Raw genomic sequence first — 24,296 nt, 5'->3', positions numbered from 1 at the left:
CCGGGAGCGAGGGCCCGGCCCGCCGGCGCCCCTTGCCGCCGCCCGCAGCGGGCTGAAAATGCCCTACCGCCCCACCTGCGCCACCACCCACCGGACGAAGCTCATCACCACCGGGCTGTGCTGCACGCGCAAGGGGGTGACGACGTAGTAGGCGCCGGCGCCGGAGAAGGGCAGCTCGTCCAGCATGGCGAGCTGGCCGCCGGCCAGTTCCTGCTCGACCAGGAAGGTGGGCACGAGCGCGACGCCCATGCCGGCGACCGCCGCCTGCGCCGTCATGGCGAACTGGTCGAAGATGGGGCCGCGATAGGGGTGGGGGTGCTCGGCGCGCGTGGCGGCGAACCAGTCCTGCCACAGGCTGGGGCGCGAGGCCTGCTGGAGCAGGACGGCGCGTTGCAGGTCCGCCGCCCTGCCCAGCCCGTGGCGGCGCAGATAAGCCGGGCTCGCGACCGCCACGATGCTTTCCCGGCACATGAAGACGGCCTCGCCATGCGGCCAGTTCGGCTGGCCGTAATGGATCGCCACGTCCACCGACTTCTCGGCGAAGTCGAAGGGGCGCGGCTCGGTCGTCATCTGGATCGTCAGGTCGGGATGGGCGGCCAGGAAGGCGGGCAGGCGTGGCACCAGCCAGCGCGAGGCGAAGGTGGGCAGCACGGCGATCTTCAGCGTCGTGACGCTGCCGCCGAAGGCGATGACGGCGTGAGTCTCCGCCTCGTAGTCGCTCAGGATGCGCTGCGCCGAGCGCAGGTAGCGCTCTCCCAGCGCGGTGAGCACGACGCGCCCGCGCGCCCGCTCGAACAGGACGACGCCCAGCGTCTCCTCGAGCTGGCGGATCTGCTTGCTGATCGCGCTCTGCGTCAGCGACAGCTCCGCCGCGGCGGAGGTGAAGGTGCCGTGCCGCCCGGCCGCCTCGAAGGCGGTCAGCTCCTGAAGGGACGGCATCTGCTTGCGCGACAGGGCCATCTTGGCCACCCTATTCCAAACCGGCATGAGCAGATGACATAGCATCCCTTGAAACCCTGCGCCAAAGCATGGTCACGCTCTCCTTCGCAACGCGCATCGAACGACGAGGATACCGACATGGCCGACGCTTCCCGCCTGACCGAAACCGTGCAGGAGGTCCTGCGCTCGCTGGGCGTCGATCCCCGCCTGACCGAGGGCGGCAACCGGCCGGTGCGCTCGCCTTTGACCGGCGAGATCGTCGCCCATGTGCACGATTCGACCGCGCAGGAGGCGCGCGCCGCCATCGGGAGCGCGCACGAGGCCTTCCTGCAATGGCGCAAGGTGCCGGCGCCGCGCCGGGGCGAGTTCGTCCGGCTGCTCGGCGAGGAGCTGCGCGCGGCCAAGGACGATCTCGGCCGCCTCGTCACCATCGAAGCGGGCAAGATCGTGTCCGAGGGACTCGGCGAAGTGCAGGAGATGATCGACATCTGCGATCTCGCGGTCGGCCTCTCGCGCCAGCTCTACGGCCTGACCATGGGCTCGGAGCGCGCCGACCACCGCCTGCAGGAGCAGTGGCACCCGGCCGGCGTCGTGGGCGTCATCTCGGCCTTCAACTTCCCCGTGGCTGTGTGGAGCTGGAACGCGGCGCTGGCCTTCGTGTGCGGCGACGCGGTGGTGTGGAAGCCCTCCGAGAAGACCCCGTTGACCGCGCTGGCCGTGCAGGCGCTGGTGGAGCGCGCGGCGCGCAAGTTCGGGCCGGACGCGCCGCAGGGACTCTCCCGCGTCCTGATCGGCGCCCGCGAGGTGGGCGAGGTGCTGGTGGAGGACGCGCGCGTGCCGGTCGTTTCGGCCACCGGCTCCACCGCCATGGGCCGGATCGTGGGCCAGAAGGTGGCCGCGCGCTTCGGGCGCTCCATCCTGGAGCTGGGCGGCAACAACGCCTCCATCGTCACGCCCTCGGCCGACCTGGACCTGGCGCTGCGCGCCATCGCCTTCGGGGCCATCGGCACGGCGGGCCAGCGCTGCACCACGCTGCGCCGCCTCATCGTGCATGAGAGCGTCTACGATACGCTCGTCGCCAGCCTGAAGCGCGTCTACGCCTCCGTCTCCATCGGCAATCCGCTCGAAAGCGACGCGCTGGTGGGCCCGCTGATCGACGAGGCGGCGTTCCAGGGGATGCAGAAGGCGCTGGCCGAGGCCAGGGCCGCAGGCGGCAAGGTGCAGGGCGGCGAGCGCTTCACCGAGGGCGTTTCCGCGAACGCCTTCTATGTCCGCCCGGCGCTGGTGGAGATGGCCGGGCAGACCGGCCCGGTGGTGCACGAGACCTTCGCGCCGATCCTCTACGTGCTGAAATACAGCACGCTGGAGGAGGCCATCGCGCTGCAGAACGGCGTGCCGCAGGGCCTTTCCTCGTCGATCTTCACCACCGACATGCGCGAGGCGGACCGCTTCCTTTCCGCCACGGGCTCCGATTGCGGCATCGCCAATGTCAACATGGGCTCGTCCGGCGCGGAGATCGGCGGGGCCTTCGGCGGCGAGAAGGAGACCGGGGGTGGGCGCGAGAGCGGCTCGGACGCCTGGAAGGCCTATATGCGCCGCCAGACCAACGCCATCAATTACGGCACCGCGATGCCGCTGGCGCAGGGGGTGAAGTTCGACATCGACGCCCCGGCCGAGGACAAGGGTTCCGCAAACGCATGAGCCGGGCAGCCGACGCCTTCCGGCCGGCCGCGCGGCTGGGCTCGATCGGGGTTTCGCAGATCCTGAGGATCACGGCGGAGGCGGGCGCGCGCAAGCGCGCCGGCCGGCCCATGATCATCCTGGGGGCGGGCGAGCCGGATTTCGACACGCCCGACAACGTCAAGGAAGCGGCGGCGCGCGCCATGCGCGCGGGCGCCACCAAATACACCGCGCTGGACGGCACACCCGAGCTGAAGGCGGCGGTGGCGGAGAAGTTCGCCCGCGACAACGCGCTGGAATTCTCGGCCGACGAGATCACCTGCGGGGCGGGCGCCAAGCAGATCCTCTACAATGCCTTCATGGCGAGCCTCGACCCCGGCGACGAGGTCATCATCCCCGCGCCGTTCTGGACGAGCTACGCCGATATCGTGGCCATCTGCGGCGGGGTGCCGGTGGTGGTGCCCTGCGGGCAGGAAACCGGCTTTCGCCTGTCCGGCGAGGCGCTGGAGGCGGCCATAGGCCCGCGCACACGCTGGCTGCTCCTCAACTCGCCCTCCAACCCCTCCGGCGCGGCCTATGGGGCGGGGCACCTGCGCGAGCTGGCCGAGGTGCTGCTGCGCCACCCGCATGTGTGGGCGATGTCGGACGATATGTACGAGCATATCCTCTATGACGGCTTTTCCTTCGCCACGCTCGCCGCCGTGGAGCCGGCGCTGAAGGCGCGCACGCTGACTGTGAACGGCGTTTCCAAGGCCTATGCGATGACGGGCTGGCGCATCGGCTATGGCGGGGGACCGAAGGCGCTCATCGCGGCCATGGCCGTGGTGCAGAGCCAGTCCACCTCCTGCCCATCCTCGGTGAGCCAGGCGGCTGCCGTGGAGGCGCTGAGGGGGCCGCAGGCCATCGTCGCGGAGCGCCGCGTGGCCTTCCAGGCCCGCCGCGACCTCGTGGTGAAGGCGCTGAACGCCGTGGAAGGGCTGTCCTGCCGCGTGCCGGAAGGAGCCTTCTACACCTATGCCGATTGCAGCGGCCTTCTCGGCCGCCGGACGCCGGCCGGCGAGATCCTGGCCAGCGACACCGATTTCTGCCGCTATCTGATGGACACGGTGGACGTGGCCGTGGTGCCGGGCTCCTGCTTCGGCCTGGCGCCCTTCTTCCGCATCTCCTACGCCACGAGCGAGGCGGAGCTGACGGAGGCCTGCCGGCGAATCGCCGGCGCCTGCGCGGCGCTGAGCTGACGCCACCCGGAACGGGAAGCGGGACGGGCGCGTGCCGCCCGCTTCCCCGGGAAACAGGGCGTAGCGCCCCGGCAGGCCCGATTCACAGCAGCGATCGCGCCGGCGTTAGCGTTTCCTTCAATCCCCGCTGTCATTCTCCCTCTTGCAGCAGCGATCGAACCGGCGAGGCCGACGACCGCGAGGCATGATGCCGGTGCTGTAGGCGGCAACGCCATGTCCCTCCCGTATCTCGTTTTTGGGGACTACAATGACTTCGATCAATACCAATATCGCCGCGCAGACCGCTCTTCGCACCCTCCAGTCGACGAACGCCGACCTCGACGCGACGCAGGGCCGCATCTCGACCGGCCTGAAGATCGCCGAGGCGAAGGACAACGCGGCCTACTGGTCCATCTCCACCACGCTGAAGTCGGACAACAAGGCGCTCTCGACCGTCAAGGACGCGCTCGGCCTCGGCGCCGCGACCGTCGACACCGCCTATCAGGGCCTCAACGAGACGCTTTCGGTGCTCGACGAGATCAAGTCGAAGCTGACCGCCGCCACGCAGGAGAACGTCGACAAGGACGCCGTCCAGGCCGAGATCGCCGAGTTGCAGAAGCAGCTCAAGGCCATCGCGACCTCGGCCACCTTCTCGGGCGAGAACTGGCTCTCGGTGAATTCGAGCGCCGAGGGCTACACCTCCGACAAGTCCGTGGTTTCGGCCTTCAACCGCAATAACGGCGTCGTCTCGCTCGACACGATCAACGTCGCCATCAGCTCCTTCGTCCTGATCGACGCGAACGAAGAGGTCACCGGCGTTCTGGAGACGGGCACGCTGAGCGACGAGGTCGACGCGCTGGCCACCGCCATCACCGGTATCACTGCGGTTGACGGCGCCGACGAGACCGCGGCTGATGCCGGGGACGCCGAGGGCGGTAGCGCCACGATGGCCTTCGCCGGCCCGCTGGTGTTCGGCAAGGACGACCAGCTCACGCTGAACGTCGGCGTCAACGGCGGCACTGCTGTCGAGCTCGTCATCGACCAGGCCCTCGTCAACAGCGCCCTGGCTGGCGTGACGGACGGGACCATCGCCGACGAAGACGCGATGAAGACCGTGATCGAGAAGGCGTTGGAGAACGCCGGTGTCACCAACGTGACGGTCACGACCGGGACGGACGAGGTGATCCTGACCGGCGCGCCGGTCGACGGCGCGACGGGCGGCACCATCGCCGTCGCGGCCGAGGCTTCCGCGAAGGCGGGCGTTCTCGAGCTCGACATCACGGGCCTCGACCGCGCCGGCATCGAAGCGCTCATCTCGAAGGTCAGCCAGGCGGCGGACTCGGTCACGGCCGGTGCCGCGAACCTCGGCGCGGTCGCCTCGCGCATCGAGTTGCAGCAGACCTTCGTGTCGAACCTCATGGACACGATCGACCGTGGCGTTTCCGGCCTCGTCGATGCGGACATGAACGAGGAGTCCACGCGCCTCCAGGCTCTGCAGGTCAAGCAGCAGCTCGGCGTGCAGGCGCTCTCGATCGCCAACCAGTCGGCGCAGAACGTCCTGCGTCTGTTCCAGTAAGCCGATAGCGAAAGCGGGGCTAAGTGAGGGCGGCAACGCCCGCACACGGCCCTTCGGCAACGAGGCCCCGGCATCGCACGATGCCGGGGCCTTTTCGCGCCGGGACACGGCGCGCCGACGCTCATCTTCCGCCTTCGCCACTTGGCCGGAGCGCGATCTTGCCGTGCAACATGAGGCTTCCAGATTACGGGCGAGCAGCAGCGGAGCGGGGCCTTGGCGCGGAACGAAGACTTTCAAAGCCTGATGGAGCTTCTCGACACGATCGAGGAGCGCGCGCGGGGGGACGGCGAGGTTTCGCTGGACACGATCCAGGACATGGCCGGCGAGAACGCCTTCGGCCCGGTCATCCTCGTTCCGGGGCTTCTGGCCGTCTCGCCCCTGACGGGCATTCCGACCATACCCTCCATCATCGGGCTGCTGGTGGCGCTGATCTCGATCCAGCTCGTGGTGGGGCGGCGAAAGCTCTGGCTGCCGCGCCGCATGTCCGGGGCGGCGCTGAACCGCTCGCGCGTGGAAAAGGCCATCTCGTTCCTGCGGCCCATCGCCCGCTGGGTGGACAAGGGGGTGGGGCCGCGCCTCTCCTTCGCCACCGAGGAATGGGCGGTGCGCGGCGCGGCCCTCATCTGCTTCCTCGTCGCCATCACCATGCCGCCGCTGGAGATCGTCCCCTTCCTGGCCACGACCGCCGGGCTGGTGATCTCGCTCTTCGGCCTTGCGATCACCCTGCGCGACGGCGTGCTGATGATCTTCGGCCTCATCGTCTTCTTCGGGCTGATCGGGGGAGGGGTCTATTTCTGGCTCTTCTGAAAGCCGAAAGGGCGGGCCGCCCTTCCTCCCTCGCCCGGCTCCGCCTCATGCACGCTCGCGAAGCATCATCTCGTGCAGGGCCTCGATGATGTCGTCCGGCACATAGGGCTTGCCGAAGAAGCGCGCATTGGGCGGCAGCTCGCCCGAGCCGGGCCGCTTGCGGCCGGACATGACCACCACCGCCGCATCGGGATGGCGCTCATGCGTGATCCTGGCAAGCGCGATCCCGTCCACCGGGCCGGGCGTCTCGACATCGGTCAGGAGGCCGACGATCTCGGGATGCCGGTCCAGCTCGCGCACGCCTTCCACAGCCGTTTCGGCGGCATGGACGCGAAATCCGGCCTCCTCGAGCACGTCCACGAGCATCATGCGGACCAGCACTTCATCTTCGACCACCAGCACGGAGGGCGGATGGAGTTCTTCTGCGGCGCTCATTGTCTGTCCCTTCCCGATGTTGTTGCAAGGCACAACCATCGGGACGGTCGATTCGATCCGGCGCCGGGTGTTCGCGATATCGCCTCTCGCGGGGTTTCAGGAGCGCGCGGGGGCGAGCAGGACGTCGCGGATCTTGCCCATCGCCTCGTCGGGGCCAGTGCCGTAGGGGATGAGGCCGGCCAGGCGCCCGTTCGCGCCCACCAGCAGGAGCGAGGTGGTGTGGCGCATGCTGTAGCTTTCCGGCGAGCTTTTCTGCTCGGCCGTGACGAGCCATCCCTCGGTGAGCTTGCGCACCTCCTGCGGTGAGCCGGTGATGCCCAGAATCCGGTCCGAGAAGGCCGCCACATAGGGCGTGAGCACATCCAGCGTGTCGCGTTCGGGGTCGATGGTGAAGAACAGCGCCTGAAGCGATTCCCCTTCCGGCCCGAGCTCCTCCAGCCAGTACGCCATCTCGGCCAGCGTCGTCGGGCAGACCTCGGGGCAGTGAGTGTAGCCGAAATAGACGATCGAGGGGCGGCCCGTGAAAATGGATTCGTCGACCGTGCCGCCCTGCGTGCTGGTGAGCTGGAAGTTCGTATTCGGCGAGCCTTGCGGGCGCGCCATGGCCGTCCAGCCGATGATCCCGAGCAGGACGGCGAGAAAGGCGCCGACGGCGCCCAGGGCGAGAATGCGGTTGGCTCCCTTGGTCATGTCGGTCTCCTGCGGGAGGGAAGGGGGGATCTCATGCCGGACGGCTTTTCCATGGCGCGCCGGGCCGGGACTCATCGCACGGGCCGCTTGAGAAGCTTGCGCGCGAGGGTGCGGCGGTGGAGCCCGAGGCGCCGCGCCGCTTCCGAGATGTTGAAATCCGTCTCGGCGAGCACTTCGTGGATGCGCTCCCATTCCAGCGTCTTGATGGATGTGGGCCGGTTCGTGAGCGGAACGTCGGCGTCGCCCTCCGCCCGGCCGAAGGCATTCTCGATATCGTCGGTGTTGGACGGCTTGGCAAGGTAGTGGCAGGCGCCGAGCTTGATGGCCTCCACCGCCGTGGCGATGCTGGCGAAGCCGGTGAGCACCACGATCAGCATGTCCGGGTCGTGGGCATGAAGCGCCTGCACGCAGGCCAGGCCCGAGGCCCCCTCGAGCTTGAGATCGACGACGGCGTAGCCGGGCGTTTCCGTTTCCAGAAGCGCCATGAGAGAGGGCAGGTCCGGCGCGATCCGCACCACGTAGCCGCGCCGCTCGAAGGAGCGGGCCAGCGTGCTGGCGAAGGCGGCGTCGTCGTCCACGACCACGAGGAGGCGCTCCGTCATCGCAGCGTCTCCGGCGCGATCATGAGCGGCTCCAGCGGTAGAAGCAGCGTGACGGCGGCTCCGCCTTCGCGGCCGTTGACGGCCTCCACATTGCCGCCGAGCTTGCGCAACGTGTTGATGGCGAAGAACAGGCCAAGACCGCGACCCGGCCGCTCCTTGGTGGACTGGTAGGGCCGGCCGAGGGACTTCAGGATGGCGGGGTCGAAGCCGGGCCCCTCATCCTGCGTCCTGACCTTCAGCGTGCCGCCCGCGCGCGAGACATCGAGGCCGATCCTCCCGGGCGAGACCTCGAAGGCATTGTCCAGGATGTTGGCGATGGCCTGGCGCAGGGTGGAATCGAGCACGATGGCGATATCGCCCTCCACCCGGCGGGAATAGTCGAGGTCGACGCCCGGATGCCGCTCGGCCCATTCCTCGACCAAGCCGTCGAAGAACTCGGCGATGGTCGTCTCCTGCGCCGATTCGCCTCTCGCCTCGCCCGCCGACAGAAGGATGCCGCTGACGATCGACTTGCAGCGCTGGACCTCGGCCTGCATCGTCTCGATCTCCCCCAGGAGGCCCGGCGTCTCCTTCACGAACGGCATACGCCGCCAGTCGCCCAGGATGATCGCCACGGTCGAGAGCGGCGTGCCCAGTTCGTGCGCGGCGCCGGAGGCCAGAAGGCCCATGCGCACGATATGGTCTTCCTCCGCCGCGCGCTGGCGCAGGTCGGACAGGCGCGCGTCGCGCTCGCGGATGTTGGCGGCCACGCGGGTGACGAAGAAGACGATCAGCCCGGCATTGATCGCAAAGCAGATCACCAGCCCGACCGTTTGCAGGGTGATGGAAGAGGAGACGGCCGTTTCCAGCATGTCGAGCGGGACGTGGGCGACGCTCAGCGCCACGAAGCAGAGCACCGTGGTGAGAAACAGGATCATGGTGGAGCGCACGTCGAGCATCACCGCCCCGAGCGCGACCTGGAGAAGATAGAGGAAGGCGAAGGGATTGCCCGCGCCGCCGCTGAGATAGAGCTGCATGGTGAGGGCGCCGACGTCGAGCAGGAGCGAGGCGAACAGCTCGGCATTGCGCACGGGCCTGTCGAGCCGCAGGCGCAGGAGGCTGAGGAGGTTCAGGGCCACCAGCGCAACGACGACGAAGGCCATCCACCGCCAGGGAAGCTCGGCGCCGAAGAGAAGGACGACCGCTGCGATGCTGGCGACCTGGCCGGCCACCGCGATCCAGCGCAGATGAACGAGAAGGCGAAGGTTGCGGCGCCCGGTGGGGTCGTCCTGCGAGGCCAGGAAGCCGCCGGCCGCGTGCTCGCGCGGGCCGCTCAATGCCCGGCCTCGCGCGCGGGCGCGGCGCGCTGCCGACGCTCGTAACGCACGACGTAAAGGGTGGCGCCGGCGACCATCAGGGCGAGCGCGAACCATGTCAGCGCGTAGACCAGATGGTGGTTGCGGAAGGAAACGACGGTGAGGCCGCCCACCGGGAGGCCGCCCGGATTGGGCGTGGCGTCGGCATCCACGAAGAAGGGCGCGGCGCGTTCCAGCCCGCGCGCCGCCGCGATGGCGGCCACGTCGCGCGAGAACCAGCGATCGGCCTGCGGGTCGTTCTCGCGCAGGAAGCCGCCACCCGGCTCGGAGATGCGCAGAAGGCCGGTGACGGTGGTCTCGCCCTCCATCCGGCCCTCGGCCCGCGTGGCCGGGTCGCGCCGCTCCGGCGGCACGAAACCGCGATTGACGAGGATCGCATGGCCATCGCCCTGCACCATCGGCGTGAGCACCCAGAAGCCCGCGCCGCGCTCGGTCAGCGCCTGGACGAGCGTTTCCTGCTCATGCAGAAAGCGGCCTGCCAGCCGCAGGTTCCGGTACTCGTCCGACGAGGCCGCGATATCGGCCCAGCGCTCGGGCCCGGGCGGCGGAGCGGGCTCTGCATGGATGCGGCTGTCTACCCGCTCGATGAGGTCGAGCTTCCAGAACAGGCGCTGCACCTGCCAGGCGCCGAGCCCGGCAAAGGCCATGGAAAGAAGCGCGCCGGCCGCCAGGACGGCGAGGACGGCGCGCCTGGAGCGCGCGCCGCGTTCTCCGCCCGCCGCCCGCGCCTCGCTCACGGTATCGCTTGATCCGCGACGCCGCCCATCGGCATCATCATGTTGACGTTCAGATGGTACATGACCCAGAGCGAGCCGGCGAGCATGATCACCGTGATGACGATGGTGAACATCAGCGCCAGGATGTTCCACCCGCCTTCCGAATGCGTGTTCATGTGCAGGAAGTAGACCATGTGGACGACGATCTGCACCACGGCAAAGCCCATGATGACGAGGCCGATCACCTGGCTGTCGATGGCGAAGTCGCCCATGACGAGGGCGAAGGGAACGGCGGTGAGCAGAACCGAAAGGGCGAAGCCGATCAGGTAGCCCTTCACCGTTCCATGGGCGTGCTCGTCATGCCCGTGCGCCCCGTGGGCGTCGGCATGGGCGGAGGCGGAGTGGGAATGATCGCTCATGCCAGGGAGCCCATCAGGTAGACGAAGGAGAAGACGCCGATCCACACGACGTCGAGGAAGTGCCAGAACATGGAAAGGCACATCAACCGGCGCTGGTTTTCCACGATCAGGCCGTGCCGGGCTATCTGCACCATCAGCACGCCGAGCCAAAGGCTGCCGAAGGCGACATGCAGGCCGTGCGTGCCGACCAGGGTGAAGAAAGCCGAGAGGAAGGCGCTGCGCTGCGGGCCCGCGCCGATCTCGATGAGATGGACGAACTCGTAGATTTCCAGGCCCAGGAAGACGAGGCCGAGCACGCCCGTGAGGGCGAGCCACATCATCATCGCGCCCTGGCGCGCCTTCTGCATGGCGATCATGGCCATGCCGAAGGTGAGCGAGGAGAGAAGCAGCATGGCCGTGGCCACCGCCACCAGGTTCAGGTCGAACAGGTCGGCGCCGGAGGGGCCGGCCGCGTAGGACCGGCCGTAGACGCCGTAGCAGGCGAAGAGGACCGCGAAGATGAGGCAGTCGCTCATCAGGTAGATCCAGAAGCCGAGCAGGGTGCCCCCGTCGGAGGCGCCGTGATGGTCCTCCTCCGCGTGGAAGCGGACCGGCTCCCCGGGGGCCGTCGATGCGATATGCGCGTTCGCCATGGCGTTCAGGCTCCGGCTGCGAGGGCTTGGGTGCGGCGGTTCTCCTCGCTCACCACGTCTTCCACGGGGATGTAGTAGTCCCAGTCGTAGTTGAACGTGTGGACGATGGCGACGACCACGATCGCGGCGAAGGACAGGGCGGCGAGCCACCAGATGTACCACACCATGCCGAAGCCGAGGGCGAGGGCGAGGGCCGAGAGGATGACGCCCGTGCCCGTGTTGCGAGGCATGTGGATGGGCGCGAAGCGCTGGAGCGGACGCTGGTAGCCGCGCCGCTTCATGTCCCACCACGCATCCGACTCATGCACCAGAGGCGTGAAGGCGAAGTTGTATGCCGGCGGCGGCGAGGAGGTCGCCCATTCCAGCGTGCGCCCGTTCCAGGGATCGCCCGTCACGTCCTTCAACTGATCGCGCCGGCGGATGCTGACGAAGATCTGGATCAGGAAGGCGGCGATGCCGACCGCGACCAGCACCGCGCCGAAGGCGGCGATGATGAACCATATCTGGAGCGAGGGGTCGTCGAAATGGTTCACGCGGCGCGTGACGCCCATCAGGCCGAGCACGTAGAGCGGCGTGAAGGCGAACCAGTAGCCGACGAGCCAGAACCAGAAGCTCACCTTGCCCCAGAACTCGTCCAGCCGGAAGCCGAAGGCCTTGGGGAACCAGTAGTTGATGCCGGCGAAGAGGCCGAACACGACGCCGCCGATGATGACGTTGTGGAAGTGGGCGACGAGGAAGAGCGAGTTGTGGAGCACGAAGTCGGCGGGCGGAACGGCCAGCAGCACGCCCGTCATGCCACCCACGGTGAAGGTCACCATGAAGCCGATCGTCCACATCATGGGCAGCTCGTAGCGGATGCGGCCCTTGTACATGGTGAACAGCCAATTGAAGATCTTCGCCCCCGTCGGGATCGAGATGATCATCGTGGTGATGCCGAAGAAGGAATTGACGCTCGCGCCCGCTCCCATGGTGAAGAAGTGGTGCAGCCAGACCAGGTAGGACAGGATGGTGATGACCACGGTGGCGTAGACCATCGACACATAGCCGAAGAGCCGCTTGGTGGAATAGGTGGAGACCACTTCGGAGAAGATGCCGAAGATCGGCAGGATAAGGATGTAGACCTCGGGATGGCCCCAGATCCAGATGAGGTTCACGTACATCATCGGACTGCCGCCGAGATCGTTCGTGAAGAAGTTCGTTCCCACGTAGCGGTCGAGCGTCAGCAGCGTGATGACCACCGTGAGCACGGGGAAGGAGGCGACGATCAGGACGTTGGTGCAGAGCGAGGTCCAGGTGAAGATGGGCATCTTCATCATGCCCATGCCTGGCGCGCGCATCTTCACGATGGTGACGATCAGGTTGATGCCCGACAGGGTGGTTCCCACGCCCGCTATCTGTAGCGCCCAGAGGTAATAGTCGACGCCCACGCCCGGACTGTAGGCCGCGCCCGACAGGGGCGGGTAGGCGAGCCAGCCGGTGCGCGCGAACTCGCCGACGAAGAGCGAGATCATGATGAGGATGGCGCCCGCGGCCGTCATCCAGAACGAGAAGTTGTTGAGGAACGGGAAGGAGACGTCGCGCGCGCCGATCTGCAGCGGGACGACGTAGTTCATCAGTCCCGTGACCAGCGGCATGGCCACGAAGAAGATCATGATCACGCCGTGCGCCGTGAAGATCTGGTCGTAATGGTGCGGGGGCAGGAAGCCCTCGTTGTCGCCGAAGGCCATGGCCTGCTGGGCGCGCATGAGAAGCGCGTCCGCAAAGCCGCGCACGAGCATCACGATGCCCAGGATCATGTACATGATCCCGATCTTCTTGTGATCGACGGTGGTGAACCATTCGGTCCACAGATAGCCCCACAGGCGATAGCGCGTGATGGCGGCGAGCACGGCGATGCCGCCGATCGCCACACCGATGAACGTGACCAGAATCACCGGGTCGTAGAAGGGGATGGCACCGAGGCTCAGTCGCCCGAAGATCAGTTCCTGAAGGCCCACATTGGGAAACATGGCGGAATCCGGTTCCTTGCGCTTTCGGTTGCCGGGGGCCGTGCCCCGGCGCGGGCGTCAGTTGTTCAACTGGTCGGGTGCGGGGGAGGCGTCGTCGTCCTCGGGCGCCTCCGGCGCCCCGTCCTCGGGCGGCGCCTCGCCGGGCGAGCCGGACGTGCCGGGGGCCGGCTCGTCCGAGCGGGCCGGACGGTCGGTCGCCGGGAAGGTCGCGCCGGGCGCCTCGCTCTCCTCGGACCCCGCGCCGGCATAGCCCGAGGGGCCGTAGCCGGCGGTCTCGCCGTGGGAGCGGTTGCCGTCGTAGATGAGGCGCTCGAGATTGTGGACGCTGTCCACGCCCGCACCGCCCTGCATGTCGATATGCATCATCTCGTCGGCGCACATGCGCCCAGCCTCGGCGCACATGTTCACGATGGAGCGGTAGAGCCCGTCCTCGACCGACGAATAATAGTGGACCGGCTCGAGCTCGCTGGGTTGCTCGACCTCCAGGTAGCGGGCACGGTCGAGAGGCTGGCCCTCGGCGCGCACGCGCTCCACCCACGCCTCGAAATCCTCGTTCGAGAGGCCGAGGAACTGGAAGTGCATGTTGGAGAAGCCGGAGCCCGAATAGTTGGCCGAGAACCCGTTATAGACGCCTTCGCTGTTGATCACCGCGTGCAGCCGCGTCTGCATTCCGGGCATGGCGTAGATCATGCCCGAGAGCGCCGGCACGTAGAAGGCGTTCATGATGGAGGAGGAGGTCAGCCGGAAGTTGATGGGGGTATCGACCGGGGCGGCGAGCTCGTTCACGGTGGCGATGCCGAGCTCGGGGTAGATGAACATCCACTTCCAGTCGAGCGCCACGACCTGCACGTCGAGGGTGGGCGTCTCTTCCGTCACCGGCGTCGCCGCGTCGATCCGGTCGAGCGGGCGATAGGGGTCCAGCAGGTGGGTGAAGAGCCACGTCATGGCACCGAGCGCGATGATGATCATCAGCGGCGCGGTCCAGATCAGCACCTCCAGATGCGTGGAGTGATTCCATTCCGGATCGTAGGTGGCGTCCTTGTTGGACGCGCGATAGCGCCACGCGAAGAACAGCGTGAAGGCGATGACGGGCACGATGATGAGCAGCATCAGGCCCGTCGACCACAGAATCAGGCTGGCCTGGCGCGCCGCGACATCGCCTGAGGGATTCATCACGACCATGTTGCAGCCCGCCAGGACGGCAAGGAGGCTGACAAGGGTCGCGGTGCGGAACGCTTTGAATGGCAAGGCGGGACCTCGGCCTGATCGCTAGGGTTGGGCGGCTCTTAGAAGTTCTGCGTTCGCACAGGGATTGGACGTTTTGTCCACCCCATCTCCCTTTGACGGATCAGCCGCGCCATGCCTATTGCCTCGTTCGGAGGCCGAACTGCGATAGGCGAGCGTTTGCGGCCGTCAGGAGAGACACCGATGACGACCACCGGTTTCCAGACCGCATCTCCCGGAGACATCGAGCACGATGCCCGGCAGATATCTTCCGATCACCGCATCTCCCCCGGGGAGATCGCGCTGGGCGTGATCGTGGGGCGCGCTTCGGAAGCGTTCGACTTCTTCGTCTTCGGCATCGCCTGCGTGCTGGTGTTCCCTGCGCTCGTCTTCCCTTTCGCCGAGCCGCTGACGGGAACGCTCTATTCCTTCGCGATCTTCAGCCTCGCCTTCATCGCGCGGCCCATCGGCTCGATCCTGTTCCTGAAGGTCGACCGCATCCACGGGCGCGGCATGAAGCTGACCATCGCGCTCTTCCTTCTCGGCGGCTCGACCGCCGCCATCGCCTTCCTGCCCGGCTATGCGACCATCGGCGTCTTCTCCATCGCGGCGCTGGTGATCTTCCGCCTCGCGCAGGGATTCGCGCTCGGCGGCGCCTATGACGGCCTCGCCTCGCTGCTCTCGCTGAACGCGCCGGAGAAGCACCGGGGCTGGTACGCGATGGTGCCGCAGATGGGCGCGCCCATCGGCTTCATCGTGGCCAGCGCGCTCTTCGCCTTCTTCTACCTCAACCTGACGGCGGAGGATTTCCTCGGCTGGGGCTGGCGCTATCCGTTCTTCGTGGCCTTCACCATCAACGTCGTGGCGCTCTTCGCCCGGCTGCGCCTCATCGCCACGCAGGAATACGCCGCGCTCTACGAGAGCCGCGAGCTGGTGCCCGTCCGCGTCTCCGAGCTTCTGGAAACGCGGGGCCGCGAGGTTCTGATCGGCGCCTTCGTGCCGCTGGCGAGCTTCGCGCTGTTCCATCTCGTGACGATCTTCCCGATCTCCTACATCGACCTGTTCTCGGACCGCTCTCTGGGCGAGTTCCTGCTGACGCAGATTGCGGGCGCGGTGCTGTGCCTCCTGTGCGTGGTCCTGTCGGGCGTGCTGGCGGACCGGATCGGCCGGCGCAAGCATCTGGGCTATTGCGCCGCCGCGATCGCGGTCTTCAGCGTGGCGACACCCTTCCTGCTGATGGCGGGAACGGCCGGGCAGACGACATTCATCCTCGTCGGCTTCGCGCTTCTGGGCCTGTCGCACGGGCAGGCCTCCGGTGCCGTCGCCTCGAACTTCGCCGATCGCGACCGCTACACCGGCTCGGCCCTCACCTCCGACCTCTCCTGGCTGATCGGCGCGGGCTTCGCGCCGCTCGTCGCCCTGTTCTTCACCTCCACTTTCGGCGTGGCCTCCATCGGCGTCTACCTGTTCTCCGGCGCGGTGTGCACGCTCCTCGCCCTCTCCTGGAACAGACGGCTTCGGCTGAACGGCGTATAAGGCGCCCGGCGCGGCTCCTCCGCGCCCGCCGAGGGGCCGGCGCGGGAAATATTGCCCTTGCCGGCGGCGAATCGGCTAGGCTGAACCGGGAGCATCGGCGCGGGGAGGCGGGGCGTCGCGGATGAAGGATCGTTTCAGCCCGGCCGAGGCCCGCCGCATCGCGCTCGCCGCGCAAGGATTCGGCGTGGCGCGCCCTTCGGTGGTGCACCAGGGCCATCTGAGGCGCACGGTGGAGCGGCTCGGGCTGCACCAGATCGACAGCGTCAACGTTCTCTCCCGCGCTCATTACCTGCCCGCCTTCTCACGGCTCGGCGCCTATGATCGCACGCTTCTGGACAGGGCGGCGTGGGGGCGCCGGAGCGAGCGTCGGCTCTTCGAATACTGGGCGCACGAGGCTTCGCTCCTGCCTCTTTCGCTGCACCCCCTTCTGCGCTGGCGCATGGCGCGCGCCGACCGGGGGGAGGCGGGCTACGCCGGTATGCGCGTTTTTGCGCGCGAGCGCCGCGAGGAGGCGATGGCGGTGCTGGAGCGCATTCGCCAGGACGGGCCGCTCGCGGCCTCCGACTTCGAATCGAGCCGCGCGGGCTGGTGGGAATGGAGCCAGTCCAAGCGCATGCTCGAATGGCTCTTCTATGCCGGCCACATCACCACCGCCACGCGGCGCCGCAGCTTCGAGCGCGTCTACGATCTGACCGAAAGGGTGATCGCGCCCGCGGTCCTCGACCTGCCGGCGCCGACAGAAGAAGAGGCCCATCGCGCGCTGGTCGAGATGTCGGCGCGCGCGCTCGGCATCGCGACCATGGGGGAATTGCGGGACTATATGCGGCTCGGCGTGGCCGAGACGCGGACCGCCGCCCTGCAACTGGTGGAGGAGGGGCTGCTGCGGCCGGTGGCGGTGCCCGGCTGGCCGCCGGCCTTCATGCATCGCGACGCCCGCCGGCCGCGTCGGGTGGGCGGCCGCGCGCTGCTTGCGCCCTTCGATCCGCTGGTCTGGGAGCGGGCGCGCGCCGAGCGGCTGTTCGGCTTCCGCTATCGCATCGAGATCTACGTGCCGGCGGCGCGGCGCCAGCACGGCTATTATGTGCTGCCTTTCCTCCTCGGCGAGCGGCTCGTGGGGCGTGTGGACCTGAAGGCGGACCGCAAGGCCGGCCGCCTCATCGTCCACGCCGTGCATCTGGAGCCGGATGCGCCGGGCGAGACGATGGAGGAGCTGGCGGCGGAGCTTGCCATCCTCGCCGGCTGGCTCGGCCTCGACGACGCCCCCGCCATGCCGGTGCCGGAGCGCGGCTGAGGGAAGATCCCGGCGCTACGCCGCAGGAGAAGGCGACAGGCGGCGCGGCCGGGTCCTCGGCGGCGCAGCACCGGCGGCCTCGTTGCCATCGCGTGATTTGTTGCGCCCCCATGCCCGATTTCGCGCGCTGTCTTCGACATGGAATGCGCATCGAAAAGTGCCGAACGGTAAGAGGCCAGTTCGACATGCGGAGGGGGCGCGCGCATCGCGAGAACGCTTCCGCTTCCCGAGCGGAGGATCCGTTGAACCCGTGTATAGGGATTTTCTTCCCTAAATGAAATCGAGAGATATTCGCATGGGATGACGGACCGGTTTGCGATGACGATTGCTACAGGCGCCGAAACGATCCGTGAGGACTTTTGGTCTCTTAATAAAAGACTGGACTATGTTCGCCTGCCTGCATGGGAAGGTTGGCACACGGCAAGGATTGAACGCGGCTGCGAAGTCGAGGCCCATCCCATGCGCGGCAAAGGGCCGCTTGTCGATTTGCATGGCACCCACTTTAATCCGAGAGACAAGCACTTCATTCCGCGCTACTGATCATCGCGCTGCATCGATTTCTGTTGGAGCCCGACCTTGCCCATTTTCACTCTCGACAAGGCTGAAGGTGGTGCCGATTCTGCCTCCGCGGCCTTCTGCATTATCGGCGGAGGGGTCGCCGGCCTTCTCGTCGCCAACCGTCTCGCGCAGGCCGGCCAGCGGGTGATCGTCATCGAAAGCGGCCTGGAGGTGTTCGACACCCAGGCCGACGGGTTGAACGAGATCGAATCCTCGGGCCGAAGCTATGTGGGCGCGCTGACCGGCCGCTCGCGCATCCTGGGGGGCAGCTCCTCGCGCTGGGGCGGTTGCATGGTGCCGCTGACGGCGCACGATCTTGGGCCGCGACCCTACATCTCCCTGCCGGCCTGGCCCCTGGCGCCGGGCGAGCTCGAGCGCCACCAGCCCGAGCTGGACCGCCTGTTCCACCTTGACCACAGCCCCTACGACTCGCTCGACGAGCCGGACCTGCCGCCTCCTTACGAGGATCTCGTCCGCCGCTGGCCCAAATGGATCGCCCCGAAGCACCGCAACGTGGCCGTGGTGCTGAGGGAGACGATCAGGAAGAACAAGAACCTGACCGTCTGGCTGGGCGCGACGGCCCAGGACTTCGTGACGAACACCGAGAGCGGGCGGCTCGAATCGATCGTGGCGCGCGGCTTCAATGGGCGGGCGATCACGGTGCGCGCCGACAGGTTCGTCTTCGCGGCCGGATCGCTGGAGACGACGCGGCTGCTCCTGTTGATGGACCGCTATTCCAACGGGCGCATCTTCGAGGGGTGCGATGCGCTGGGGCACTATTTCCAGGACCATCTCAGCCGCCAGCTCGGCGAGGTCGAGCCGATGGACCGGGATGCGACGAGCCGGCTGTTCGGGCGGCGCTACAGCGCGCATGTGCGCCGCAGCCTGCATCTCGAACTCTCCGCCGAGGCGCAGCGCAAATACGCCGTTTCGAGCGCCTACGCCCGGATCGAGGCGGATGTCGCCGCGCAGCGCTCGATCCGCTGGATCAAGTCGAATTTGAAGACCGGCGGCAACAGCTTCACCATCCGGCAATTGATAAATGTCGTGGAGGATGCGGGCGATATCTCCCGCCTCGTCTTCGACCGCTTCGCCAAGAAGCAGCTCTTCATGCCGAAGGACGTGCCGATCACGCTCAGCTTCGTCGTGGAGCAGGTTCCCCAATGGGAGAACCGCCTCTATCTGTCGCAGGAACGCGACGCGCTCGGAATGCCCAAGGCGCATCTCTCCTGGCGCACCGGCGAGGTGGAGGAGCGGACCTTCCGAACCTGCATGGAGGTTACCCGCGCCTATTGGCGCGCTTGCGGGCTCGACAAGATCTGCTCCATCCGCTGGGACGCCGATCTCAGCGATCCCGTCTCGCTCGTCGCGGAGCGGGCGGGGGACTGGGCGCACCCCTCCGGCACGACCCGCATGGGGACCGATCCGAGGACATCGGTGGTGCGGCCCGATCTCGAGTGCCACCACATTCCCAATGTGAGCGTCGTCAGCGCCTCGACCTTCCCCACGGCCGGGGCTTCGAACCCGACGCTCACGCTCATGCGGCTCGCCCTCAGATGCGCGGACACGCTGCTTGCCGAAAGCCGCAAGATCGCCATGCCGCTGGCGGGGGGAGTGCTTTCGACCGCCGCGACGGCGGGGCGGCCGTCCGGCGGGCAACTCGCGGCCAGCTCGCGATAGCGCCCGGCCGGCGAAGGAGGCGTGCGGCCTACGGCCGGACCGCACCGTCCTCGGACAGGCGCACGGCGGGGACGCCGAGATACCGGGCGTAGCAATCGTTGGTCCAATGGCCGGGGTCGGTCGTGATGTCGCCCATCATGACGAATGCCGGCTGGGGCCGCAGGGGGGCAAGGTTCAGGACGCCGCCGACATCCGCCGCGAGGATGGCCTGGCGGCGGGCCTCGATCTGGCGCATCGTCTCGGGCAGGTGCACCACCTCGCGCACCGCATCCAGGAAATTCTGGGAACCGGCCACTGAAAGGGCGATGCCTGCCGCCGAGGCGAGGAGAAGCGACCGGGGGGCGATGCTGCGCCAGCGAAGGAACTCGTTCGCCAGAAGGCAGGCAAGCGCGATCCACACCAGCAGGAACAGGGTGTAGGCGGTGTTGATGATGCGATTGTAGGGCAGACCCCCCAGCGCATAGACGACGGGCAGGGCGACGACGAAGACCGTGGCCCACAGGGCCACACCCAGGAGCGCGACCTTCACCCATGCGGTGCGGTCCTGCACGAGGGGCAGGAGGCGCCCGGGCGCGACATGGTGGGCGCCGAGCAGCAGGGCCGCCGGAATGGCGAGCGCGAACAGGCTCACATCCGACATCCAGCGCAGGGTTCTGAGGAGCGACCATTCCAGGGAAGCGGCGGCCGCGCCGACGATATTCTGCCGGCCCTCGGCGCTCTCCCAGCCGACCCGCGCCATGTTGCCCGGCGCGAGGACCGAGACGAGCGAGGTGGCGACGAGAAGGGCGAGTGCGAGGGCGAAGAGCCAGCGCGCGGGGCTGCCCCTGGCGAAGGCGACGAGGACGAGGCTTCCCACCAGCGCGAGCGAGAAGGGCACGAACAGCTCGTTCACGCCGGGCAGCAGGAGGACGGCCACAAGGAGGACCGCGCCCGCCCAGAAGGCGCTGCGGCCACCCGCACCCTTGAGCAGGCGGATCGAGGCGCTGGACGCGGCGATGAGGAGCAGGACGCCGAACTGATAGCTGAACAGGCCGGGCAGCCAGTAGAAGATCTGCGCGGGCGTATCGGACTTGCTGAGGATGAGAAGAAGGACGGCCAGGGACAGCCAGAGCAGATCGCGCGGGCGAAGAGCACCCGCGCTGGACGCGTTCATGGCCGTAAAGAGGGTCCAGAGCGCCAGCACGGTCAGCGCCAGCCCGGCCACGACCAAAGCGGGATAGATATGCTCGAAGGCGCCCCCGATCTCGGAGAGATTGAGGAGGAAGGTCGCGACGTAGCGCCCGCCCTTCTCCTGATAGACCCAGAGCTGATTGTCGAAAAAGCTGCGATCCGACAGCCAGGTGGCGTAGCAGAAATCATCCTGCGCGGGCTGTGCGAACAGGCTGAGCAGGAGGTAGGGAAGCAGCAGGACAAGCACGGCCAGCCACTGCGCGGCTTCGAGGCGATGGTGCCTGTCGATGCCCATGGTCATTCGCAACGTTCCCCCGGCCGTATTATGCACCGCTCTATCGGTGCCGCGATGGCCGGGCAAATGACGAATGCTTGTCTGTATATGGATATATTCAGATTCTTTGGAAGGTAATTGCTGTAAAATTTATGTCTAAAAGTAATGATGACGGTGCCGTGTCACATCGACTTGATCTGATGGCGGGCCGCTTGCGACGGCCCCGCCGTCAGAAACCGTCCGGGACGAAGAGTTCCAGGGCGAGCGGGCCGGGGTGGCCGAGCGTCGCCAGGGTCGTCTGGCCGGGGCTCCAGTTCAGCCCGGTCAGGCCCGCCAGGACCGGCTGGGCCGCATCCAAGGCCATGGAGCCTGCGGCGTCCTGCCTGCCGCCGGCCGGCGCCGGCAAAGCGGACGAGGGCGGGGCGGCGTCCAGCGAGGCCCGCTCCGGCGCTTGTCCGGCGGCAGGCTCGGGCGAAGGGGGAAGGAGGGAGGCGGAGAGGGGCGGGGCCTGAGTCGGCACAAGGCCGCCGGGCGTGACCTCATCCACGGACACCACCCCGTCCGTGAACTCCAGTTCCTCGACGTTCCAGATCATGTCCGTTCCGTCGGCGCCGGTCTTGTCCCTGACGACCAGGTGTTCGCCGCGCGAATCCTTGGCGGCCGTGATTTCGTAATTCGCCCGCTCGCCGCTGAACACGACCCGATCCGTATCGCCATAGCCGAGATCCAGCATGTCGTCGCCCGGGCCGCTGTGGACGATATCGCTCTTGCGCCCCGTGCTGATCACCGCCCCGCCTTCGGCGGCCCGCACCACGTCCGGCTTGTTGTCCGAGACGAGGTAGCGGAAGAAGACGAGGTTGGTGGACATGTCCGTAGGCGGGCCGTAATGCGTGCCCGCTTCGTTGAAGAACAGGGCAGGATACCACGAGACGCTGGCGATCGAACTGTCCACCGTGACGGTGTTGTGATGGTCCTGGCCGCCGTGGAAGTTGATGTCCCGGTCCGTGGAGGCGATGTGGATGTCGTTGAACGCCTCGGCATCCCAGCTCGAGAACACCAGGCTGTGGCGCATGCCGACGTCCGAAAGGCCGGTGAAGCTGCTGCGGTAGACCTCCTGCAGCAGATAGGGATAGCCATGGCCTCCCTCGCCCTTGTTGTGCGCGCCGTCCGCGCTGATGTCGGAGACCTTCGCCTCGAGCAACTGATAGAAGCGGAAGCCAATGCTGGCCACATCCTTCAGCGCGATATCTTCCACCTTGGCCTCGTAAACGCGCGCCACGTAGATCGCCGACGGGTTGAGGCGCGATTCATGGGGCAGGGTGGGAATCGTGTTGCTGAAATCCTGCGGGTCGGCCCGGCCGAGGGCATATTCGACCGAGAAGCCGCCGATCTCGACATTGCGCAGGAGATCGGCCTTCTGGACCTTTGCCAATTGCGCGTCGAAGGCGACGCCGACGGGGTGTTTCAAGGTGATGTCGCTGCCGGTCACGGCCGCAACCTCCACGAGAATCTCGCGCTGCGGCGCATCCGTCGTCAGGCGAAAGGCCGTGTCGCCGATCGCGTCGAGATAGGCCGGATCGTTCGCCTGCTGGAGGAACAGGACATCGCCGGGCGCGATGCCGTGATCGCCCTCCACGCGGATCGTCTCGCTCGTGGCCGAAACCGGTTCGGCGAGGGTGCCGATGGGCTCCATCCACGGCCCGGCCACCGCGAAGGCCGAACCGTCGGGGATGCCGTCCGCGGGCGCGAAGACGAAGCTCGTCTCGCCCGAACCCTGCCCCCTGACGGTGATGTCGCTCCGCCCGACCTTCACGTGGTCTGTCAGGGTGAAGGCGCCGGCGGCAAACTCGACGCGCGAGCCCGCCGGCGCTTCATCGAGCACCGCCTGGATGTCGGCCGTCGAGGTGTCCGGGTGGACCAGATAGCGAATGGCGGACGGGTGGTCGGCGGTGCCGATGGGCGTCTGTTCGATCATCGTGATCCTCGCATGAAAGGCCGGCATCCAGGCCGCGGGGCCATCCGGCTCCGTGCGGCCCCGGGACCGGCGCGGGCGATCGGGCGCCCGTGCCTGCGCGCCGGGCCGTGGTGAGCCGAGCCTCCATGATGGCATGAAGACCGACCGTTGAAGCCAGTGCACCACCTGCCTTGGACTGGCCGGATTGGTGGAGTACACGATAGCTTGGTGCCAATACTCGTAAGTTGCCGGTTTCCATTGCGCTGGAAGAGGCAGGAGATGAGTATCCTGCATGTCGAGGAGCTTTTGAACCCGGAACGGGAGGTTCCCCGGTGGCTCATCCGAGCCATCGCATTCGGCTTTTGCGCGGCGTTCTGGCTGGTCGTGGCGTGGCTGGTCTTCGCCTGACTTTGAAGCGGACGTGGGCAGGCTTTGCCCGGACACGCCGGAAGGCGCCCCGCTGAAGGGCGCCTGACATGCGGGCCCGGGCGAGCGGGCTTCAGTGGTCGCCCGCGCCGGTGAGCACGATGCGGACCGTCTTCAGCAGAATCTTCGCATCCTTCGCCGGCGAGATTCCCCCGACATATTCCACGTCCATCGTCACGCGCTCATTGTAGCTCACGGAGTTGCGGCCGCTGACCTGCCAGAGCCCGGTGACGCCGGGGCGAACGGAGGTGTAGTGCGCGATCTGGGCGCCGTAGCGGCTCATCTCCTCGTGGACGATGGGGCGGGGGCCGACGACGCTCATGTCCCCCTTCAGGACATTCATGAATTGCGGAAGCTCGTCCAGGCTGGTCCGGCGCAGGATGCGGCCGAGGGGGTGGATGCGCGGATCGCTTGCCAGCTTCCGGGACGCTTCCCATTCGCGGCGGCTCTCCTCCGACACGCTGAGAAGGTCGTGCAGCCGGGCATCGGCGTCCTTGGCCATGGAGCGGAACTTCAGGCAGCCGAACTCCCGGCCCCGGTAGCCGATGCGCTTCTGCCTGTAGAAGATGGGCCGGCCATCCGCGATGAGCAGCCCGGCCGCGATGATGAGGAGGAGAGGGGCGATGAAGAGGAGCATGACGAGGGCGAAGGCGACGTCGAATGCGCGCTTCCAGAGATGCCGCGGCGGCGCGGGCGTGGCCTCCCGCCTGCGGTCGATCGCGTATGCGCGGCCGCTCAACGAGCTGGAAACGGCCGATGCCCCGGCATGCCCGTCCATTTGACGCCCCCATATTACCTTAGGTCAGGATGCAAATCAGAGCGAAGGCGAAAGGCCGCTGCTCAAAGATTTTCTATAGCTAGTTTTCACGTTTTACATCTACTGTCAATAAAGACTCAACCATCTCTCCGGCCGAACTTGCGGTAAAGATTCGGATTTTGGCTATTCAGGCGGCGGGCGGCGGTGCCTTGGCCTCGTTGGCGAAGGGCCCGGCCGGCGCTTTTTCCTGCCGCGATTCCCTTCGGGCAGTGATCTGCGGATGCGACGTAAATTCGGCCGAAAGCCTTTATTTGCAAGGGCGGCGCCGTCGTGCCACGGCAGTGCGTCT

Annotated in this window: 22 protein-coding genes; 9 read left to right on the top strand and 13 right to left on the bottom strand. The window is 67.4% G+C overall.

Annotated features, from left to right (window positions below; translation table 11 throughout):
• Positions 1 to 63: 63 nt before the first annotated feature.
• Positions 64 to 960, bottom strand: coding sequence for a LysR family transcriptional regulator (locus J7654_RS01830; RefSeq protein WP_209740127.1), 897 nt, complete (start codon positions 958 to 960; stop codon positions 64 to 66).
• Between the two features lie 117 nt (positions 961 to 1,077).
• On the opposite strand from J7654_RS01830, the gene amaB reads away from it, so the two are divergent.
• From amaB to J7654_RS01810, 4 genes are all read left to right on the top strand, one after another.
• Entirely contained in the window at positions 1,078 to 2,640 is a 1,563-nt protein-coding gene (gene amaB, locus J7654_RS01825; RefSeq protein ID WP_209737693.1) for an L-piperidine-6-carboxylate dehydrogenase, read from the top strand.
• Entirely contained in the window at positions 2,637 to 3,857 is a 1,221-nt protein-coding gene (locus J7654_RS01820; RefSeq protein ID WP_209737692.1) for a pyridoxal phosphate-dependent aminotransferase, read from the top strand. Before amaB ends, J7654_RS01820 begins: the two co-directional genes overlap by 4 nt.
• Before the next feature lie 247 nt (positions 3,858 to 4,104).
• A complete protein-coding gene (locus J7654_RS01815; RefSeq protein ID WP_209737689.1) occupies positions 4,105 to 5,412 on the top strand; it encodes a flagellin N-terminal helical domain-containing protein in 1,308 nt (435 codons plus the stop codon).
• A 213-nt stretch (positions 5,413 to 5,625) separates the two neighbouring features.
• Entirely contained in the window at positions 5,626 to 6,219 is a 594-nt protein-coding gene (locus J7654_RS01810; RefSeq protein WP_209737687.1) for an exopolysaccharide biosynthesis protein, read from the top strand.
• 45 nt (positions 6,220 to 6,264) lie between these two features.
• Here the strand turns inward: J7654_RS01810 and J7654_RS01805 are convergent, their stop codons facing one another.
• The 9 genes from J7654_RS01805 to cyoA all read right to left on the bottom strand — a co-directional run bounded on the left by J7654_RS01805 (position 6,265) and on the right by cyoA (position 14,325).
• Entirely contained in the window at positions 6,265 to 6,654 is a 390-nt protein-coding gene (locus J7654_RS01805; RefSeq protein WP_209737685.1) for a response regulator, read from the bottom strand.
• Positions 6,655 to 6,750: 96 nt separating this feature from the next.
• Positions 6,751 to 7,344, bottom strand: a complete 594-nt coding sequence (locus J7654_RS01800; protein WP_209737683.1) for an SCO family protein — start codon at positions 7,342 to 7,344, stop codon at positions 6,751 to 6,753.
• 71 nt (positions 7,345 to 7,415) lie between these two features.
• Positions 7,416 to 7,946: a response regulator transcription factor gene (locus tag J7654_RS01795; protein WP_209737681.1), complete on the bottom strand. Its 531-nt coding sequence runs from the start codon at positions 7,944 to 7,946 to the stop codon at positions 7,416 to 7,418.
• A complete protein-coding gene (locus tag J7654_RS01790; protein WP_245195598.1) occupies positions 7,943 to 9,262 on the bottom strand; it encodes an ATP-binding protein in 1,320 nt (439 codons plus the stop codon). Before J7654_RS01790 ends, J7654_RS01795 begins: the two co-directional genes overlap by 4 nt.
• Positions 9,259 to 9,948 carry an SURF1 family protein gene (locus J7654_RS01785; RefSeq protein ID WP_209740125.1) on the bottom strand — a complete coding sequence of 230 codons (690 nt, stop codon included), beginning with the start codon at positions 9,946 to 9,948 and terminating at the stop codon, positions 9,259 to 9,261. Before J7654_RS01785 ends, J7654_RS01790 begins: the two co-directional genes overlap by 4 nt.
• Positions 9,949 to 10,034: 86 nt before the next feature.
• On the bottom strand, positions 10,035 to 10,436 hold the full coding sequence (gene cyoD, locus J7654_RS01780; RefSeq protein ID WP_209737677.1) for a cytochrome o ubiquinol oxidase subunit IV: 402 nt from the start codon (positions 10,434 to 10,436) through the stop codon (positions 10,035 to 10,037).
• On the bottom strand, positions 10,433 to 11,068 hold the full coding sequence (gene cyoC, locus J7654_RS01775) for a cytochrome o ubiquinol oxidase subunit III (protein ID WP_209737674.1): 636 nt from the start codon (positions 11,066 to 11,068) through the stop codon (positions 10,433 to 10,435). The genes cyoD and cyoC overlap by 4 nt, the downstream gene beginning before the upstream one ends.
• Before the next feature lie 5 nt (positions 11,069 to 11,073).
• Positions 11,074 to 13,077 (bottom strand): cytochrome o ubiquinol oxidase subunit I, encoded by a 2,004-nt coding sequence (cyoB, locus tag J7654_RS01770; protein WP_209737672.1) that lies wholly within the window; start codon positions 13,075 to 13,077, stop codon positions 11,074 to 11,076.
• Positions 13,078 to 13,134: 57 nt separating this feature from the next.
• On the bottom strand, positions 13,135 to 14,325 hold the full coding sequence (cyoA, locus tag J7654_RS01765; protein WP_417281927.1) for a ubiquinol oxidase subunit II: 1,191 nt from the start codon (positions 14,323 to 14,325) through the stop codon (positions 13,135 to 13,137).
• 180 nt (positions 14,326 to 14,505) lie between these two features.
• On the opposite strand from cyoA, the gene J7654_RS01760 reads away from it, so the two are divergent.
• From J7654_RS01760 to J7654_RS01745, 4 genes are all read left to right on the top strand, one after another.
• Positions 14,506 to 15,837, top strand: coding sequence for an MFS transporter (locus tag J7654_RS01760; protein WP_209737670.1), 1,332 nt, complete (start codon positions 14,506 to 14,508; stop codon positions 15,835 to 15,837).
• A 121-nt stretch (positions 15,838 to 15,958) separates the two neighbouring features.
• Positions 15,959 to 17,128 (top strand): winged helix-turn-helix domain-containing protein, encoded by a 1,170-nt coding sequence (locus tag J7654_RS01755; RefSeq protein WP_209737668.1) that lies wholly within the window; start codon positions 15,959 to 15,961, stop codon positions 17,126 to 17,128.
• A 318-nt stretch (positions 17,129 to 17,446) separates the two neighbouring features.
• Positions 17,447 to 17,668 carry a hypothetical protein gene (locus tag J7654_RS01750; protein WP_209737666.1) on the top strand — a complete coding sequence of 74 codons (222 nt, stop codon included), beginning with the start codon at positions 17,447 to 17,449 and terminating at the stop codon, positions 17,666 to 17,668.
• Positions 17,669 to 17,704: 36 nt separating this feature from the next.
• Positions 17,705 to 19,366, top strand: coding sequence for a GMC oxidoreductase (locus J7654_RS01745; protein WP_209737664.1), 1,662 nt, complete (start codon positions 17,705 to 17,707; stop codon positions 19,364 to 19,366).
• Between the two features lie 28 nt (positions 19,367 to 19,394).
• Here J7654_RS01745 and J7654_RS01740 read toward each other — a convergent pair whose 3' ends face one another.
• Complete coding sequence (locus J7654_RS01740; protein ID WP_209737662.1) at positions 19,395 to 20,837, bottom strand: DUF6056 family protein; 1,443 nt, start codon at positions 20,835 to 20,837, stop codon at positions 19,395 to 19,397.
• Between the two features lie 202 nt (positions 20,838 to 21,039).
• Positions 21,040 to 22,785 (bottom strand): hypothetical protein, encoded by a 1,746-nt coding sequence (locus J7654_RS01735; protein WP_209737660.1) that lies wholly within the window; start codon positions 22,783 to 22,785, stop codon positions 21,040 to 21,042.
• 258 nt (positions 22,786 to 23,043) lie between these two features.
• Between J7654_RS01735 and J7654_RS18410 the strand changes: the two genes are divergently transcribed.
• Complete coding sequence (locus J7654_RS18410; RefSeq protein ID WP_280842349.1) at positions 23,044 to 23,172, top strand: hypothetical protein; 129 nt, start codon at positions 23,044 to 23,046, stop codon at positions 23,170 to 23,172.
• A gap of 91 nt (positions 23,173 to 23,263) precedes the next feature.
• On the opposite strand, the gene J7654_RS01730 is transcribed toward J7654_RS18410, so the two are convergent.
• Complete coding sequence (locus J7654_RS01730) at positions 23,264 to 23,929, bottom strand: sugar transferase (RefSeq protein ID WP_245195597.1); 666 nt, start codon at positions 23,927 to 23,929, stop codon at positions 23,264 to 23,266.
• Between the last annotated feature and the right edge of the window lie 367 nt (positions 23,930 to 24,296).

It is taken from the genome of Aureimonas populi, from assembly GCF_017815515.1.
Taxonomy (GTDB): domain Bacteria; phylum Pseudomonadota; class Alphaproteobacteria; order Rhizobiales; family Rhizobiaceae; genus Aureimonas; species Aureimonas populi.
This window is presented reverse-complemented; position numbering and strand designations above follow the sequence as displayed.